Raw genomic sequence first — 15600 nt, forward strand, 5'->3', positions numbered from 1 at the left:
GGCGGTTACCCCGTCGATGGAGCGATTCCGATGAGCTACAAGAGCATAGTCGTGCACCTCGATACGAGCGCCCGCGCGCATTCGCGCCTCGAGTTCGCATTGCGCCTCGCGCGGCGCTTCGGCGCGCACCTGACCGGCCTGTTCGCGGTCTACACGCCGGAGCCGCATTCGTTCTACGTGATGGCCGGGTCCGCCGATTACTTCCGTGAGCGCCGCGAACAGCGCGACGAGCGGCTCGCCGCGCTGGAACGCCTGTTCCACGCCGAGACGGCCCGCGCGAAAGTGCCGGCCGCGTGGGTGCGAGCCGACGAGCGCGCGAACCTGGCCGTGCCGCGCGCCGCTCGCCTGGCCGACCTCGTGATCGCGGGCCAGAGCGACCCGAACGATCCCGAGACCTACATCGACGACCAGTTTCCGGAGAACCTCGTGTTGTCCGCCGGCCGCCCGGTGCTGTTCGTGCCGTGCGCGGGCGAATTCCCGTCGGTCGGCGAACGGGTGTTCATCGCGTGGGACGGCAGCCGGGAAGCGGCCCGCGCCGCGCACGACGCGCTGCCCTTTCTCGAACACGCGAAGCGCACGACGGTCGCGGCCGTGGTCGACGGCGCGTCGGAAGCGGCGGCCACGCGCATTCCGGCCGCCGACGCCGCGCTGATGCTGGCGCGCCACGCACGCGACGTGAACGTGCTCGATATCGATGCCGGCGCCGGCCCCGCGGTCGGCGACACATTGCTGTCGCGTGCTTATGAAACGGGTTCCGACCTCCTCGTGATGGGCGCCTACGGCCATCCGCGCTGGCGCGAGCTGGTGATGGGCGGCGCCACCCGCACGGTGCTGGCGTCGATGACGCTGCCGGTCCTGATGTCGCACTGAGCCGGCCGATGCGTACGCTCGCCCTGCTCGTCGTCAATGCCGGTTCGTCGAGCGTGAAGTTCGCGCTCTTTGCCTGCCCGCCGCACGGCGACCCCGCGCGGCGGCCGCTGCACGAGGGCGAAGCGGTCGCGGCCGGCAACAGCGTGTCGATCCGCTTCGACGCCGAGCCGGACGGTTCGCTGCCGCTCGGCACGGCGGACGATCCCTACCGCGCCGTGCTCGCGCGGATCGCGGCGTGGATCCGCGTGAAGTTGCCGCACGTCACGCTGGGCGCGATCGCGCATCGCGTCGTGCACGGCGGCGCACGCTACGTGGAGCCGACGGTCGTCGACGACGACGTGCTGGACGCGCTGCGCACGCTGACGCCGCTCGCGCCGCTGCATCAGCCGCACAGCCTCGATGCGATCGACGTGCTGCGCGACGCGTTTCCGGACGTCCCGCAGATCGCCGTGTTCGACACGGCGTTTCATCGCACGCTGCCGCGCGTCGAGCAGCTGCTGCCGCTGCCGCATGCGTGGTTCGACCGGGGCGTGCGCCGCTACGGATTCCATGGGCTGTCGTACGAATACCTGTCCGTCGCGCTCGACGAGTCGTTCGGCGCCCGTGCGCACGGCCGCGTGATCGCCGCCCATCTCGGCAGCGGCGCGAGCCTGTGCGCGCTGCGCGACTGCCGCAGCGTCGCGACGACCATGGGCTTCTCCGCGCTCGACGGATTGATGATGAGCACCCGCTGCGGAACGCTCGATCCCGGTGTCGTCCTGCACCTGCTCGAGGCCGGCAAGCTGTCCGGCGACGAGCTGGGACACATGCTGTATCACGAATCGGGGCTCAAGGGCGTGTCGGGCGCGTCGGGCGCGTCGGGCGACCCGCGCGTGCTGCTCGCGCGCGAGGCGGCCGGGGACGAAGCCGCCCGCGATGCGCTGGCGCTGTACGTCCATCGCATCGTGCGCGAGACGGGCGCACTGACCGCGCTGCTCGGCGGCCTCGACATGCTGGTCTTCACGGCCGGCATCGGCGAACACTCGGCGGTGTTGCGCGAGCGGATCTGCGCGTCGCTCGGCTGGCTCGGCATCGCGCTCGACGCGCGCGCGAATGCCGATCATGCGCACGTCGTGTCGTGCGCGTCGAGTGCGGTCACGGTGGTCGTCGAGCCGACCAACGAGGCGTGGGTCGCGGCGCGCGCCGCGGTGCGCGTGCTGCGCGCCAATCGCGACGCTTGATCCAGATCAGCGCGAGCGGCGCATACGCGCCGATGATGGTTCCATCGGCATCCGTTGAAGGGAAACGTCATGTACTCGAACATTCTGGTCGCGCTCGACGGCAGCGATACGTCGTCCCGCGCACTCGACGCCGCGCTGAACCTCGCGGCGGAGACGGGTGCGCGGCTGACCCCGGTCTACGTCGTCGACTTCCTGGTGCCGGCCTACGACACGTACGGATACGATCCGTCGATCCTGATCGATGCATTCCGCGAGGAAGGACTGCGCGTCACGGATGACGCGGCACGCCGCATGAAAGCGCGCGACGTGGCCGGCACGCCGCAGATCTCCAACGTCGCGCCGGCCGGCGAAGACGTTGCGCACCGGATCGTCGGTCTCGCCGGCGAGATCGGCGCCGACCTGGTCGTGATCGGCACGCATGGCCGGCGCGGTTTCCGGCGCATGTTCCTCGGCAGCGTGGCCGAGCGCGTGCTGCGTCAGGCCACGTGCCCGGTCCTGACGATACCGGCGAGCTGCGCCGGGCAGGCGCCCGCCGAAACCACCGCGGCATCAACCGAAAAGGAGCCGTCATGAGCTACAAGACCCTGCTCGTCCATCTCGACGACAGCGAGCGCTGTGCGACGCGCGTCGACCTCGCGCTCCAGCTCGCGCGACGCTGGAACGCCCATCTGATCGGCCTCTACGTGGTCTGCCAGGACCTCCTCGAGCCGCTGCGGCGGCCGGACGAACCGCTGAAGCTGGCCGTCTACGAACGCCTGTGCGAACAGCGGCGCAAGGAGGCCGAGGAGCGATTCCTCGCGGCCGCCGAGCGCGCGGGGCACAACCAAGTCGAGTGGCAGGCGCCGGCCGGCGAGGCGACCGCCGCCGCGGTCCTGCACGCGCGCCATGCCGATCTGCTGGTACTCGGCCAGGAAGACCCCGACGACCGGCTGACCTACGTCGCACGTCATTTCGTCGAGGACGTCGTGATGGGCAGCGGACGCCCGGCGCTCGTCGTGCCCTACGCGGGCGACGTGCGCACGCTCGGCGAGAACGTGCTGATCGGCTGGGACGGCGGGCGCGAAGCCGCCCGCGCGCTGGCCGACGCGCTGCCGCTGCTCGCCCGCGCGCGCTTCGTCAACGTCGAGACGGTCACCCGCGGGCAACCCGATCCGGACAAGACGCCGGCGGGCGTCGACGTCGCCGCGTATCTCGAACGGCACGGCATTCGCGCGTCGTTCTCGACCACGCCGCGCGAACGGCCGGTGAGCGTGGGCGCGACGCTGCTGAACCGGGCGACCGACCTGCATGCGGATCTGCTGGTGATGGGCCTGTACAGCCATGCGCGCATGCACGAACGCGTGCTGGGCGGCGCGACGCGCACGATCCTCGAAACGATGACGGTGCCGGTCCTGCTGTCTCACTGAGCGAACGAAAACGGGGCAGCCGCGCGCGGCTGCCCTCGTCCCGTCACGACCGTCACAACATGCCGGCACACGCGCCCGGCCCCTCCCGTACGACCAGCACCGGCCGGTCCGCGATGCGCACCAGTGATTCGGCGACGCTGCCGAGGAACATGCGCCGGAAACCGCGCCGGCCATGCGTGCCCATCACGATCAGGTCCGCGTCGCATTCGGCGGCGGCACGCGCCAGCACGTCCGATACGTTCTCTCCGCGCGCGTCGATCGTGTGCGCGATGCCGCGTACGCCGGACAGCCGGAACGCCGTTTCCGCGTCCGAGACCGCGACCGCGGCCTCGTTCGTGTCCAGCCCGGCCAGGTCGCGCTGGTCGGCCAGCCGCGGCGCATCCGACACCACGCACATGGCGATGACCAGACCGCCCGACTCGCGGGCGAGCGAGATCGCCTCGTCGAGCGCGAGGCGCGCGCCACGGCTGGCGTCGAGTGCCGCAAAGATCCTTTGGTACATGACGCCTCCCAGTTGTCGTCAGGGGTCGACCGGTTCGTGAAGCCAGTCTGATCCTCGCAGGCGACGCTCCGTTGACGCGGGTCAAACACGCGCGGCGCCGCCCCCTTGCGCGTCGGTCCCGATTGGCGAACGTCGGCAAAACGCGCACAATTCAGGGCGATATCGCAGTTGCGGCCTGCCCCGCCTTTCGTGCCCCGCGTCCGGGCCCGCCGCCAGCCAGCCGTCGACGAAATCCGCCAGGATGAACGGCAATGACAGTGAATGCGCCTCCCTTCAAGGCCGGGCCGGGTCCACACCGGACCCGGCCCGGGCGATATGCCGCCATGGCCGCGGTGCTGACGCTGGCGCTCGGCCTGGTTGCGACATTTGCCGCATCCCGGGTACTGCAGAACGACGCACAACACGCCGCCCACGCAAGGTTCGAGCAATCCGCGACGCGCGCGACGGCCGCGCTCCGCCGCAGTCTTCTCGGCGCCGCTGCCGTATTGCACGGCGCCCGAGGGTTCGCATCGGCACTGCCTGCGCCGCCATCTGGCGCCGCATGGCGCCGCTATCTCACCGGTCTCGATCTGGACGGATTGCAGTCGCCGGTCCACAGCATCGGGAGAATCGAGCCGAGCATCGCGGAGGACGATCAGGCGACCCGGCAGGCGCTGCAGCGCGCGGCGGAAACCGGCGAGGTCGCGCTTGCCGCGAACGCGATCCAGGACGGCACCGGTGCGACGCCCGCCCGGATGGAGCTGACGCTTTACCTGCCGATCTACGCCAATGCCGAGGACGGCACGGCGTCCGGGCCGCGGCACGCAACGGCGACCGGGTACGTTTATGCCGCGCTGAATCCGGATCGTCTCGTCGATCCTTCCCTGCTCGATCCGCTGCGCCTGGAAATCGTGGCCGACAATCCCGCGGCGCCCGCGTATTCCGGCGGTTCCGGCTTCGTCGTCGGCGGCGCCGCCGGCGCCCGCGACGTGCTCACGCGAACCGATACGCTGACGTTCGGCGGCACGCCGCTGTCGCTGCGCTACAGCGCGCCGCGCGCTGCCCCGGCCCGCGCCGCGACGACGGTCCTGCTGGCCGGCACCGTGCTCTCGCTGACGCTGGCCGCGCTCGTGCGGCAGGTCGTCGCGAAACGCGCGCTGGCCCCCGCCGGCGACAGCCAACCCACCGAGGCGCGGATGATGGGCATCATCCGGTCGTCGATGGAGGCCATCATCACCGTCGACGAGCGCCAGACGATCGTGATCTTCAACCCGGCCGCCGAACACGTGTTCGGCGTCAGCGCGATGGAGGCGGTCGGTACGCCGCTGTCCCGCTTCATCCCCGAGCGCTTTCGCGCCGCGCATGCGCGACACGTCGAGCAGTTCGGCGTGACGGGTGTGTCCGAGCGCCAGATGGGGCGGCAACGCGTGCTGTTCGGCTTGCGCGCCGACGGCACCGAGTTTCCGATCGAGGCGTCGATCTCGCAGATTCGCGACGGCACCGGCAAGCTGTACACGGTCATGCTGCGCGACGTGACCGAGCGGGTACGCGCGGAAAACGCCCTCGAGCAGTCGCGCGAGGAACTGCGCGAGCTGTCCGCCAACCTGCAGAACGTGCGCGAGGAAGAGAAGACACGGATCGCGCGCGAACTGCACGACGACCTCGGCCAGCAGCTCACCGCACTCAAGATGGATCTTTCGGCCGTCGAGCTGGGGCTCGCGGGCATCGTCGCCCCCGACACCGGCGTGCGCGAGCGGCTGGGCGGCATGCATCGCCTGATCGATTCGATCGTTGCGTCGGTCCGGCGCATCGCGGCCGACCTGCGGCCGGTGATGCTCGACGACCTGGGTCTCGTTCCGGCGATCGAATGGCTTGCAAACGATTTCACGCGCCGCTACAGGATCACGGTCGACCGTGAGCTGCCGCCCGTCGATACCGCGTTCACCGGCGCCGGTGCGACGACGCTGTTCCGCATCGTGCAGGAGGCGCTGACCAACGTCGCGCGGCACTCGGACGCGACGAACGTGAAACTGGCATTGAAAGTGGAAGACGGTTATTGCATGCTGCGCATCGCGGACAACGGTCACGGCGCGCCGGAGCCCGCCCGCAACGGGCAGGACCGCCCGTCGTTCGGCCTGATCGGGATCCGCGAGCGCGCGCACATGCTCGACGGGACGGTGACGATCGACAACCGGCCGGGCGCGGGTTTCACGATCACCGTGGCGTTGCCGCTGCACGCCATCCAGCAAGGAGAAGTGCCTTCATGATCAGGGTACTCATTGCCGACGACCACGCGCTCGTCAGGGACGGCCTGCGGCACATCCTGCAGAGCGCGAGCGGTTTCGAGGTCGTCGGGGAAGCGCAGGACAGCGCGTCGACGATCGCGCTCATGCGCGGCACCGATGCCGACGTGCTGGTGCTCGACCTGTCGATGCCCGGCCGCAACGGCGTCGAACTCATCAAGCAGATCAAGGACGAGAAGCCGGGATTGCATGTCCTCGTGCTGACGATGCATGCCGAGCAGCAGTACGCGGTGCGGGCATTCCGCGCGGGCGCCTCGGGCTACATGACCAAGGAAAGCGCCAGCGCCGAACTGGTCGCCGCATTGACCAAGATCGCGGCCGGCGGTGTCTACGTCAGCCTGACCATGGCCGAGCAGTTCGCGCAGAGCCTGAACGAGCCGACCGATCTCCTGCCGCACCAGCGCCTGTCCGACCGCGAGTTCGACGTGTTCCGGCGCGTCACCACCGGCGAGTCGATTTCCGAAATCGCGCAGGCGCTGTGCGTCAGCGTCAAGACCGTCAGCACGTACAAGACGCGCATCCTCGAGAAGATGCAGATGGCGAACGACACGGCACTCGTACGCTACGCGATGCGCCACAAGCTGTTCGAGGACCCGGACGAGCTCTGACGGCGGCATCGGGCGCGGTCGCGTCTTCGCCCGATGCCCTGACCTGAAGGCATCGGTGACGGCGGCCGGGCCGGCGCCGGCGGCGCCGCACCGTTCATCTGCGTCCGGCACCCCGCCGCGACGCTCGCGACAAGTTGCCGCACCCCTGTAGGAAACGTCCTACAAGACTTCCGTCTCACCTACCGCAACTTCAATTCCGGCTGATTTTCTTGACGCCGCGCAACATCCATACTGGCATCAGTAAAAACGAGCAAACGTGCCTCCCGGAGCAACGGCCGCAACATCGTCGAGACTGGCGTATCGGTCTCCCGGTGCGTCCGGCGGGGCTTTTCCGAGAGGAAGGCGGCAGAGACCAAAGCCGCCGGTACAACGGCCAGCGCGACCCCGCCCGACGGCGGGCCGCCGCTGTCCCCGAACTGGAGCCGATCATGCAGAGCAGTGCCGAAGCCACGACGACCATGCCGATGCGCCCGTTCATCCCGCTGCATCGCGTCGAAGCGGCGGATCAACCCAAGCGCGCCGCGTCCCGCTGTTCGACGTGCGCATTGCGGACCGTCTGCATGCCGTCCGATCTGTCGCCCGACGATTTCGCGCGCGTCGACGCGATGATCTGCACGACGCGCCACGTCAAGCGCGGCGAAACGCTGTTTCGCGCGGGCGATGCGTTCAACAGCATCTACGCAGTAAGAACCGGGTCGTTCAAGACCATCGTGATGCATCGCGACGGCGACGAGCAGATCACCGGCTTCCAGATCGTCGGCGAGTCGCTCGGGCTCGACGGCGTGTACACCGGGCACCACAACGGCGACGCGATCGCGCTCGAGGACAGCACGGTCTGCATCATCCCGTTCGGCCAGCTCGAGCAGATGTGCCGCGAAGTGCGGCCGATGCAGCACCACGTGTACCAGATGATGGGCGGCGAGATCGTGCGCGAATCCTCGCAGATGCTGCTGCTCGGCACGATGAGCGCCGAACAGCGGGTGGCCGCGTTCCTGCTGAATCTGTCCGCGCGCTTCAAGGCACGCGGCTACTCGGCCGCGGAATTCGTGCTGCGGATGACGCGCGACGAGATCGGCGAATATCTCGGCATGAAGCTCGAAACCGTCAGCCGCATGCTGTCGAAGTTCCAGCACAAGGGGCTCGTCGCGGCGCAAGGCAAGCAGATCCGGATCGTCGATTCGGAAGGCCTGCAGCAGATCTGAGCGCGCCGCGGCGCCGTCGAGCAGCTCAACCGCGCATGCCCAGCACGGCGGCGCCCGATACGCGGCCGCCGCGCAGGTCGTCGAGTGCGCGGTTCGCGTCGGTCAGCGCATAGCGCACCGCCTCGACCCGCAGCGGCATCGCGGCCGCGATCCGCATGAATTCGACCGCATCCGCGCGTGTCAGGTTGGCCACCGACGCGATGCGGCGCTCGCCCCACAGCCACGCGTACGGAAAGCCCGGGATGTCGCTCATGTGAATGCCGCCGCACACGACGATCCCGCCCTTGTCGAGCGCGCGCAGCGCGGCCGGCACCAGCGCCCCCACCGGCGCGAAGATCAGCGCGGCATCGAGCGGCTCCGGCGGCGCTTCGTCGCTGCCGCCGGCCCACGCCGCACCCAGCGACAGCGCGAGCTGCTGCGCGACGGTATCGCCGGGCTTCGTCAGCGCGAACACCTTGCGTCCCTCGCAATGCGCGACTTGCGCGACGAGATGGGCCGCCGCACCGAAGCCGTAGATGCCGATGCGGCGCGCGTCGCCCGCCATCCGCAGGGTGCGATAACCGATCAGGCCCGCGCACAGGAGCGGCGCGGCTTCCAGATCGGAGTAGCGCTGCGGCAGATGCACGCAATAGCGATGGTCGGCGAGCGCGCACTCGGCGTAGCCGCCGTCGATCGTATAGCCGGTGAATCCGGGGGTGTCGCACAGATTCTCGCGGCCGGACGTGCAATATGCGCAATGCCCGCACGTCGAGCCCAGCCACGGCACGCCGACCCGGTCGCCGACGGCGAAGCCCGTCGCGCCTTCGCCCAGCCTGCGCACCGTCCCGACGATTTCGTGACCCGGAATCAGCGGCAGCTTCGGGTGCGCGAGCTCGCCATCGACGACGTGCAGATCGGTCCGGCAGACGCCGCACGCGTGGACGTCGATCAGCAGCTGTCCCGCCGCGGGCGACGGATCCGGCACGCGCGCTTCGCGCAAATGCGGCGTCGTGCCGTCAAACATCATCGCAAGCATGCTCGCCTCCCTGCGCGACCGGTTTCGCGCGCTTCGCCATCCAAGGCTAGTCGCTCCGCCCCGCGTGCGTTCGGCGCGATGACCGGCGCTTGACGTGGGTCAACGGCCGCCGGACGGTTGCTGACACGATGAAGTGGCACGACGCCGCCCGCGCGGCGACCTGGAGATGATCGATGATATCCGTTCCCCCGCTTGCCGCAAGCGCCCATCCCGACCAGCAGCTGAGGGAGCTGCTGGGCTACGCGGTGCTGGCGCCGTCCAGCCACAATTCCCAGCCGTGGCGCTTCCTGGTCAACGGCGCCACGATATCGGTCTGCGCGGACCGCGTCCGCGCGTTGCCGGTGGTCGATCCGTTCGATCGCGAGTTGATCATCAGCTGCGGCGCGGCGTTGCTCAACCTGCGGGTCGCGCTCAATCACGCCGGGCTCGCCCATACGATCGGCACGTTTCCTTCCGAAGTCGATCCCGATCTGCTGGCGCTCGTCCGCGTCTGCGACGACGGCTATTCCGATGCGTCCCTCGGCACGCTGTTCGATGCAATTCCGGAGCGCGTCACGACGCGCGCGCCGTTCGAATCGACGGCCGTGCCGCACGAGATCCAGCAGGCGCTGATTGCTGCCGGCGTCGCGGAAGGCGCCGACGTCGCGTGCGTCGACGCGCTCGCGCACCGTGCGCGCGTGGCCGAACTGGTTGCCGAGGCCGACCGCCAGCAGTTCGCGGACCCGCACTTCCGGCGCGAGCTGGCGAGCTGGATCGATCCGCGCCGGCACGCCGACGGCATGCCGGCATTCGCGGCCGGCGTGCCGGCGCTGCTGGATTTCGCCGCGCCCGTCGTGACGATGGCGGTACGGACCTTCGATCTCGGCGACGGGCTGGCCGCGCTGCATCACCAGCTCGTCGGCGCGTCGCCGCTGATCGTGTGCATCGCGACCGTGCGCGACGATCGCGACGCGTGGCTCGCCGCCGGGCAGGCGCTCGAGCGGATCCTGCTCGTCGCGACGCGCGCCGGTTATACCGCGTCGTACCTGAACCAGCCGATCGAGACGGCCGGGTTGCGCGCCCACCTGCGCCACATGCTCGGGCTGCGCGGCGAGCCGCAGTTGCTGCTGCGCGTCGGGCGCGGCCCGCATACGCCGCATTCGCCGCGTCGCCCGCTCGACGAAGTGATCTCCTTCACCTGATCTCGACGAGGAACCGAACATGAACATCGTGCGTTGCGCCGCCCTCTGCGCGCTCACCGCGCTCGCCGGCACGGCCGCCGCGCAGACGACCGTGCCCGAGCCGACCGAACTCGTCAATGCGCAGCACTGCATGTTCTGCCATACGCCCGACAAGACGTTCCTCGGGCCGTCGTTTCACGAGATCGCCGAGCGCTACCGCGGCGATCCGCACGCCGCCGCGCAGCTGGAACGCAAGCTGCGCGTCGGCGGCCGTGCGCACTGGGGCGACACGCCGATGCCGTCCGCCATCGATCGCGGCGGCCCGCTGTCTCGCGACGACGCGCATCGGCTCGTGCAATGGGTGTTGAGCCAGTGACCGTCGCGTGGCGCTTCCGTTCATGTCGACCCTCGTCAAACGCGCGCCCGCCGGCATGACACGCGGCCACGCACGCCGCGGCCCCGCCCCCGCCGCGACGATCGCCAAGATGCGCGGCAAACGGCTACGCGCGAGGCCCGATGCCGTCGTCGGCAAGAACGCCATCCCGCGCCGCGCGCGGCGCGTCGCCCCATCCCCGAACCGCGTCTCGGCCGAAGCAGACGCGACCCTTCTGCGGGGTTCCGGCATGCGCGGCATCCGGCTGCAATTCGATTACTGGAAAGCCGAGGAGCGCCTGCAGAACGAACGGATCGGCCATGCGGTCGTGATCTACGGCAGCACGCGCATCGTCGCGCCGTCGGTCGCGAAGGCGCGGCTGGACGAAGCGAATCGCCTGCTCGCGGAGCGTCCGTACGACGCGAGCCGGCGGCGCGCCGTCACGATCGCCAGCCGGCTCGTCGAATACAGCGTGTATTACCGCGTCGCGCGCGCGTTCGGGCGCATCGTCGCCCATGCCGACCGGTGCACGCGCACCGCGCGGCTCGCGATCGTCACCGGCGGCGGCCCCGGCATCATGGAGGCCGCCAACCGAGGGGCGTACGAGCGCGGCGCGCCGAGCATCGGCTTCAATATCGAGCTGCCGCGTGAACAGGCGCCCAATCCGTACATCACGCGGGCGCTCTGCTTCCGGTTCCACTATTTCGCGATCCGCAAGCTGCACCTGCTCGAGCGCGCGAAAGCGGCCGTCTTCTTCCCCGGCGGCTACGGCACGTTCGACGAGCTGTTCGAAGTGCTGACCCTGCTGCAGACGCGCAAGATCGCGCCGCTGCCGGTCGTCCTCGTCGGCGAGGCGTACTGGCGCCGCGCGGTCGACCTGGCGTTTCTCGCGGACGAAGGGATGATCGACCGCCGCGACCTGGAACTGTTCACGTATTGCGAATCCGCCGAGGCGATCTGGGACGCGATAGGCAGCTGGTATGCGCGGCGTCGCGAACGCGCGCCGGCACGCTGCAACGGGTCTTCGAAGCCACGTTCCGTGTAGGAATCCGCCGACGAGACGGGTGCGATTCCTACCTCGACTTCGGGGCACGCTGATTGAATCGGGAGCGCGCGGCAACGATACTGAAACCACGGATACCGGCCGACCGGCACGCCGATCGCACAACAACCAGGAGAAGCGTCATGTCACACGCCGACTATCGTTCCGATTCGGGGATGCGGGCCGCCGCATCCGACACGGCCGACACGGCCGCGCTCGACACGCTGGCACTCGTCGCGCTCGCCCGGGACGCCGGCATGCTGGTGACACTCGACGGGCAGATCGGGCGCGAGCGCTACGAAAGCGTGACGGGATCGATCGCCACACTGGCCCGCTTCGCCCAGGCGCTGCAGCTTTCCGCGCTCAAGGTGGAGTGATACGCGACGGCGTGGTGTGGCGCCTCGGCATCTGTCGCCGGTGCGACACCCGCGTCGCCGCGCGGCTTCGCGCAGCGCGCGACGGGACCGACGCCTGCGTCGCCCCGCCCCGCTCACCGGTTCAGGTCGTGAAGGTGTTCGACTTGCGCATCTCGATCCACGTCATCCCGGCTCGCAGCGCGTCGATCGCGGCTTCGCGCTCGGTCGCATGCGTCCTGCAGTGCGCGAACGTCCGCTCGCACCTGCCGTCCGGCGATTCGAGCGTGACGTGGATCCGGCAGCGGAAGGCGCCCGTTTCGGCCGCGACCGTCTCGATCGCGACCGACCAGTCCGTTTCGTGAAGTTCGCCTGAAAGCGTCATTCGACCGCCCTCCCGGATCGCCGCGAACCGCTCCTGCGCCTGCCGGACTTACTCGACCACCAGATCGTCGATCACGGCACGCACGCCGCGCGCGGACCACGCGGCACCCCGCACGGCCTTGCGCTCGGAGAACGAGCCGACCTTGCCGGACAGCCGCACGGTGCCGTCGTGCACGTCGATCGCGATGTGCCTCGCCTCGCGCTCCGCATGGCGCATGATCGCGCGCTTGATGTTGCCGCCGATGTCGGCCGAACCGACCGTCCCCTGTACCGCGATGTGGTCGGTCACGCCCGTCACGCTGCGCATCTGCGAGATCGCGCGCACGGCCAGGTGGCTCTGGTACGCCCAGTCGACCTTGCCGGACAACGTGATCCAGCCGCGTTCGACCTGCACCTTGACCGCGTCGTCATGCAGCCCGACCGTCCAGTGCAGCACCGAACGCACCGCTTTCGCGATGTCCTCGTCGGTGCGCACGTCGTCGTCCGGCAGATGCACGGTCATGTCGACGACGAGCGCCTTGACGCCGGCCACGCGGTTCGCCGCGCGCTCGATCGCCAGCTTCTCCGCGTAGCTCGGCGGGTGCCCGGAAAGCGTCACGATCCGGTCGGCCACCTCGACGCCGATGCGGGTCGAATCGATCGCCGGGTCGGACTCCAGTTCGTCCTGGACATCCTCTTTCAACTGCTTGTCGGTTTTCATCGTCTGCTCTCCTGTAAGCCCGCGGCGTGCCTGTTGGCCGCACGCAGCCAGCGTTGCACACGCGCGGCTTTCGATCGCTGATGCAGGTCAACGGATGCCGGGCGCCGCACGTCGTAGCGCGGCGAAGCGGCGCGCGGATCGCTCCGCGCGTCGGCTCCTGCCGATGGGCGACGCGTGCCTGCCTCGCCCGCTGCCCGTCGTGCGATCAGCTGATCGTGAGTTTCTTCTGCCCGACCGGCGCCTTCTTCGGCAGCGTCAGCGACAGCACGCCATCCTGATACGTCGCCGTCGCGCTCGCATCGTCGATGTCGCCGGACAGCGAGAACGAGCGGCTGATCGCACCGCTGTAGCGCTCGCGCCGGATCACGCGCTCGCCTTCCTTCTGCTCGTTGTTGCGCTCGATCTTCGCGTGGATCGATACGGTATTGCCCGTCACCTGGACGTCGATATCGTCCTTGGCGACGCCGGGCAGTTCCGCATTGACGGTATACGCCTTGTCGTTTTCGGTGACGTCGATCTTCATCGATGCAAGATCGGGCTGGTCCGCCAGCGCCATGCCGCGCAGCGGCCTGAACAGCCCCTGGAACAGGTCGGATACGGGTTCGATCGAAAACGGATCGTAACGCGTCATGTTGCTCATGGTTCGTACTCCTCATATGGTGACATGCGGCCGGTGCGCTCGTCCCGACAGCAGCGGCCGCAATGAAGATCGGAGGGCGCGACACCCCATGTCGCGCATGGGACGATTGATCCTTGGAAATCCAGCGTACCTCCGCGCCCCGGCGCGCGCTTGACGCGCGTCAAGGGCTGCGGCCGGTTACGTACAGAAGCGGAAATAGCCGCTGTGAAGCAGGACCGGCCGGCCGCCGATTTCCTCGAGCAGGCAGCGGGCAGCGCGCTCGATGGCGGGACGATGGCGCGCAAACGCGTCGACGAGATCCTGCTCGCGAGGCGACGCCGCGCAGAAGTGATCTTCCAGCGCGGCCGCAGTGATCGAACAGCGTACGCGCCGGCCTTCCACGAGCGCCGGAAAGCTCAACGCCGGGTCGAATCCGCAATACGTCGGCTGTTCGGAAGGAAACGATATCTGCATGATGATCACCTGGGGAGGTAGGCGCTGGCCGACGGCGACACTAGGCCGCCGCGACCGTCGCGGGCGCGGCATCCTCACCGCGCACGAGCAGGACCGGGCAACTCGATGCGCGCAGGAAACGTTCGGCGACGCTGCCGAGCACCAGCCGCCGGACCCCGCGCCGACCGTGCGTGCCGACCACGGCCAGATCGATCGAACGATCGACGACGTAGCGCTGCAGGCGCGCCGCGACGTCCTGGCCGAAATCGGTCTCGATGAGGTCCGTCTCGCCGTTGACTGCCGCGCGCGAGATCGTCCGGTCGGCGTCTCGCAGGATCGCGGCGCCGTGGCGCCGGATCTCGTCGAGCAAGGCTTCCGGCTCCATCCGGCCGCCGTAGGCGAACAGCGTGGACTTGTCGACGACGAACACGGCGAACAGGCGGGCGCCGCACAGCCTGGCCATCCTGAGACCTTCGTCGAGCGCGCGATGCGCCGAAGGACTACCGTCCGTGGCAACCATGATATTCGTGTACATGCGAACCTCGCTGATGAACGGACGCGCCGACGGCGTTCGGCTTCGCTTCCATCATCGGCGCTCGCCGCGGGCAGGCGTTGACCAAGGTCAACGGTCGGGAGCCGCCGCGAAACCGGCACGCGTGGCGACTGGCGCTCGTCGCGGCATGCGGGCCGAAGCGGTCGGCGGTCGGCCGTTGGCCGGCATCCGGCCGACCGGGAGGCGAGGCGCCGCATTGCCGAGAACCGACGGCATCCGCCGCTAGCCCGGCGGGTTCTCGTCCGACCGGAAGCCTTGCTCGATTTCAAGGATCTTCCTGGCGCACGCAACGTATTGCCATCCCGGGCCGCCGTTGCTGTCATACATGCCCTTGCACATCGCCTTGAGCCGGATCACCGAGCCGCCGCCACCCGATTCCGCGCGCGACGCCCAGAGATAGACTTCTCCGGCCACATACGGTTGCGCCGTCTCGATCCGGTCCGCACTGAATCGCGTGATTCGGGTCGACGAATGATCCTGGACGTAGCGCCGCGTGCGGCTCCACGCACGGTCGCACTCGGACGGCGTCGAACACTGCAGCGAGGTGGCCTGACGCATCTCGAGCAGTCGTGTTTCCATCGTCCTGAAGGTCCCGGTTCGCTCCGCCCCGGCACATGCGCCCAGCGCGAGCAGCACAGCCATCGCCAACGCCCGTCGTTTCATCGTCAATGCCTCGTCCGGCCGTGAATTCCGCATACGGTCACGCGCCGCTTTGCGCGGGCGCTCGAACCGACTGTATTGCCGCCCCGGGGAATGCGGTTGACCTGCGTCAAGCGTCTGATCGCGCGTCTGTCGGGCGTCCGGCTTGACCGGCATCAAGTCGCGATACGCCGTGGTCGGCTGCAATAGGGTTCGTCG

Annotated in this window: 19 protein-coding genes; 11 read left to right on the forward strand and 8 right to left on the reverse strand. The window is 69.2% G+C overall.

Annotated features, from left to right (window positions below):
* The first annotated feature begins 30 nt into the window (after window positions 1-30).
* From U4012_RS07040 to U4012_RS07055, 4 genes are all read left to right on the forward strand, one after another.
* Complete coding sequence (locus U4012_RS07040) at window positions 31-870, forward strand: universal stress protein (protein ID WP_321797229.1); 840 nt, start codon at window positions 31-33, stop codon at window positions 868-870.
* Window positions 871-878: 8 nt separating this feature from the next.
* On the forward strand, window positions 879-2090 hold the full coding sequence (locus U4012_RS07045) for an acetate/propionate family kinase (RefSeq protein WP_321797231.1): 1212 nt from the start codon (window positions 879-881) through the stop codon (window positions 2088-2090).
* A gap of 69 nt (window positions 2091-2159) precedes the next feature.
* Window positions 2160-2663 carry a universal stress protein gene (locus U4012_RS07050; RefSeq protein WP_124485885.1) on the forward strand — a complete coding sequence of 168 codons (504 nt, stop codon included), beginning with the start codon at window positions 2160-2162 and terminating at the stop codon, window positions 2661-2663.
* Window positions 2660-3496 (forward strand): universal stress protein, encoded by an 837-nt coding sequence (locus U4012_RS07055; protein WP_124485884.1) that lies wholly within the window; start codon window positions 2660-2662, stop codon window positions 3494-3496. The genes U4012_RS07050 and U4012_RS07055 overlap by 4 nt, the downstream gene beginning before the upstream one ends.
* A 52-nt stretch (window positions 3497-3548) precedes the next feature.
* On the opposite strand, the gene U4012_RS07060 is transcribed toward U4012_RS07055, so the two are convergent.
* Window positions 3549-3998 carry a universal stress protein gene (locus tag U4012_RS07060; protein WP_321797235.1) on the reverse strand — a complete coding sequence of 150 codons (450 nt, stop codon included), beginning with the start codon at window positions 3996-3998 and terminating at the stop codon, window positions 3549-3551.
* 251 nt (window positions 3999-4249) lie between these two features.
* Here U4012_RS07060 and U4012_RS07065 point away from each other — a divergent pair, with 251 nt between their 5' ends.
* The 3 genes from U4012_RS07065 (at window position 4250) to fnr (ending at window position 8090) form a co-directional block, all read left to right on the forward strand.
* A complete protein-coding gene (locus U4012_RS07065) occupies window positions 4250-6244 on the forward strand; it encodes a PAS domain S-box protein (RefSeq protein WP_321797237.1) in 1995 nt (664 codons plus the stop codon).
* A complete protein-coding gene (locus U4012_RS07070; protein ID WP_321797239.1) occupies window positions 6241-6888 on the forward strand; it encodes a response regulator transcription factor in 648 nt (215 codons plus the stop codon). The genes U4012_RS07065 and U4012_RS07070 overlap by 4 nt, the downstream gene beginning before the upstream one ends.
* Window positions 6889-7316: 428 nt before the next feature.
* A complete protein-coding gene (gene fnr / locus U4012_RS07075; protein WP_044846528.1) occupies window positions 7317-8090 on the forward strand; it encodes a fumarate/nitrate reduction transcriptional regulator Fnr in 774 nt (257 codons plus the stop codon).
* A gap of 25 nt (window positions 8091-8115) precedes the next feature.
* Here fnr and U4012_RS07080 read toward each other — a convergent pair whose 3' ends face one another.
* The gene (locus tag U4012_RS07080; RefSeq protein ID WP_321797242.1) at window positions 8116-9105 is read right to left on the reverse strand and encodes a zinc-dependent alcohol dehydrogenase family protein; all 990 of its coding nucleotides are present in this window, start codon (window positions 9103-9105) and stop codon (window positions 8116-8118) included.
* Between the two features lie 173 nt (window positions 9106-9278).
* On the opposite strand from U4012_RS07080, the gene U4012_RS07085 reads away from it, so the two are divergent.
* The 4 genes from U4012_RS07085 to U4012_RS07100 all read left to right on the forward strand — a co-directional run bounded on the left by U4012_RS07085 (window position 9279) and on the right by U4012_RS07100 (window position 12057).
* Window positions 9279-10286, forward strand: a complete 1008-nt coding sequence (locus U4012_RS07085) for an Acg family FMN-binding oxidoreductase (RefSeq protein ID WP_321797245.1) — start codon at window positions 9279-9281, stop codon at window positions 10284-10286.
* A 19-nt stretch (window positions 10287-10305) separates the two neighbouring features.
* Window positions 10306-10641: a c-type cytochrome gene (locus U4012_RS07090; RefSeq protein WP_321797247.1), complete on the forward strand. Its 336-nt coding sequence runs from the start codon at window positions 10306-10308 to the stop codon at window positions 10639-10641.
* 22 nt (window positions 10642-10663) lie between these two features.
* Entirely contained in the window at window positions 10664-11683 is a 1020-nt protein-coding gene (locus U4012_RS07095; RefSeq protein WP_321797249.1) for an LOG family protein, read from the forward strand.
* Window positions 11684-11823: 140 nt separating this feature from the next.
* A complete protein-coding gene (locus U4012_RS07100; protein ID WP_124485878.1) occupies window positions 11824-12057 on the forward strand; it encodes a hypothetical protein in 234 nt (77 codons plus the stop codon).
* Between the two features lie 121 nt (window positions 12058-12178).
* Here the strand turns inward: U4012_RS07100 and U4012_RS07105 are convergent, their stop codons facing one another.
* The 6 genes from U4012_RS07105 to U4012_RS07130 all read right to left on the reverse strand — a co-directional run bounded on the left by U4012_RS07105 (window position 12179) and on the right by U4012_RS07130 (window position 15588).
* Window positions 12179-12418 carry a hypothetical protein gene (locus tag U4012_RS07105; protein ID WP_321797252.1) on the reverse strand — a complete coding sequence of 80 codons (240 nt, stop codon included), beginning with the start codon at window positions 12416-12418 and terminating at the stop codon, window positions 12179-12181.
* Window positions 12419-12466: 48 nt separating this feature from the next.
* Window positions 12467-13117: a BON domain-containing protein gene (locus U4012_RS07110; protein ID WP_044846525.1), complete on the reverse strand. Its 651-nt coding sequence runs from the start codon at window positions 13115-13117 to the stop codon at window positions 12467-12469.
* 205 nt (window positions 13118-13322) lie between these two features.
* Window positions 13323-13757, reverse strand: coding sequence for an Hsp20/alpha crystallin family protein (locus U4012_RS07115; RefSeq protein WP_044846524.1), 435 nt, complete (start codon window positions 13755-13757; stop codon window positions 13323-13325).
* Between the two features lie 177 nt (window positions 13758-13934).
* Complete coding sequence (locus U4012_RS07120) at window positions 13935-14210, reverse strand: DUF1488 domain-containing protein (RefSeq protein ID WP_321797256.1); 276 nt, start codon at window positions 14208-14210, stop codon at window positions 13935-13937.
* Window positions 14211-14250: 40 nt separating this feature from the next.
* Window positions 14251-14724, reverse strand: coding sequence for a universal stress protein (locus U4012_RS07125; protein WP_124485876.1), 474 nt, complete (start codon window positions 14722-14724; stop codon window positions 14251-14253).
* Window positions 14725-14964: 240 nt separating this feature from the next.
* The gene (locus U4012_RS07130) at window positions 14965-15588 is read right to left on the reverse strand and encodes a hypothetical protein (RefSeq protein WP_321797258.1); all 624 of its coding nucleotides are present in this window, start codon (window positions 15586-15588) and stop codon (window positions 14965-14967) included.
* Between the last annotated feature and the right edge of the window lie 12 nt (window positions 15589-15600).

The organism is Burkholderia sp. BCC1988, assembly GCF_905339895.1.
Taxonomy (GTDB): Bacteria; Pseudomonadota; Gammaproteobacteria; order Burkholderiales; family Burkholderiaceae; genus Burkholderia.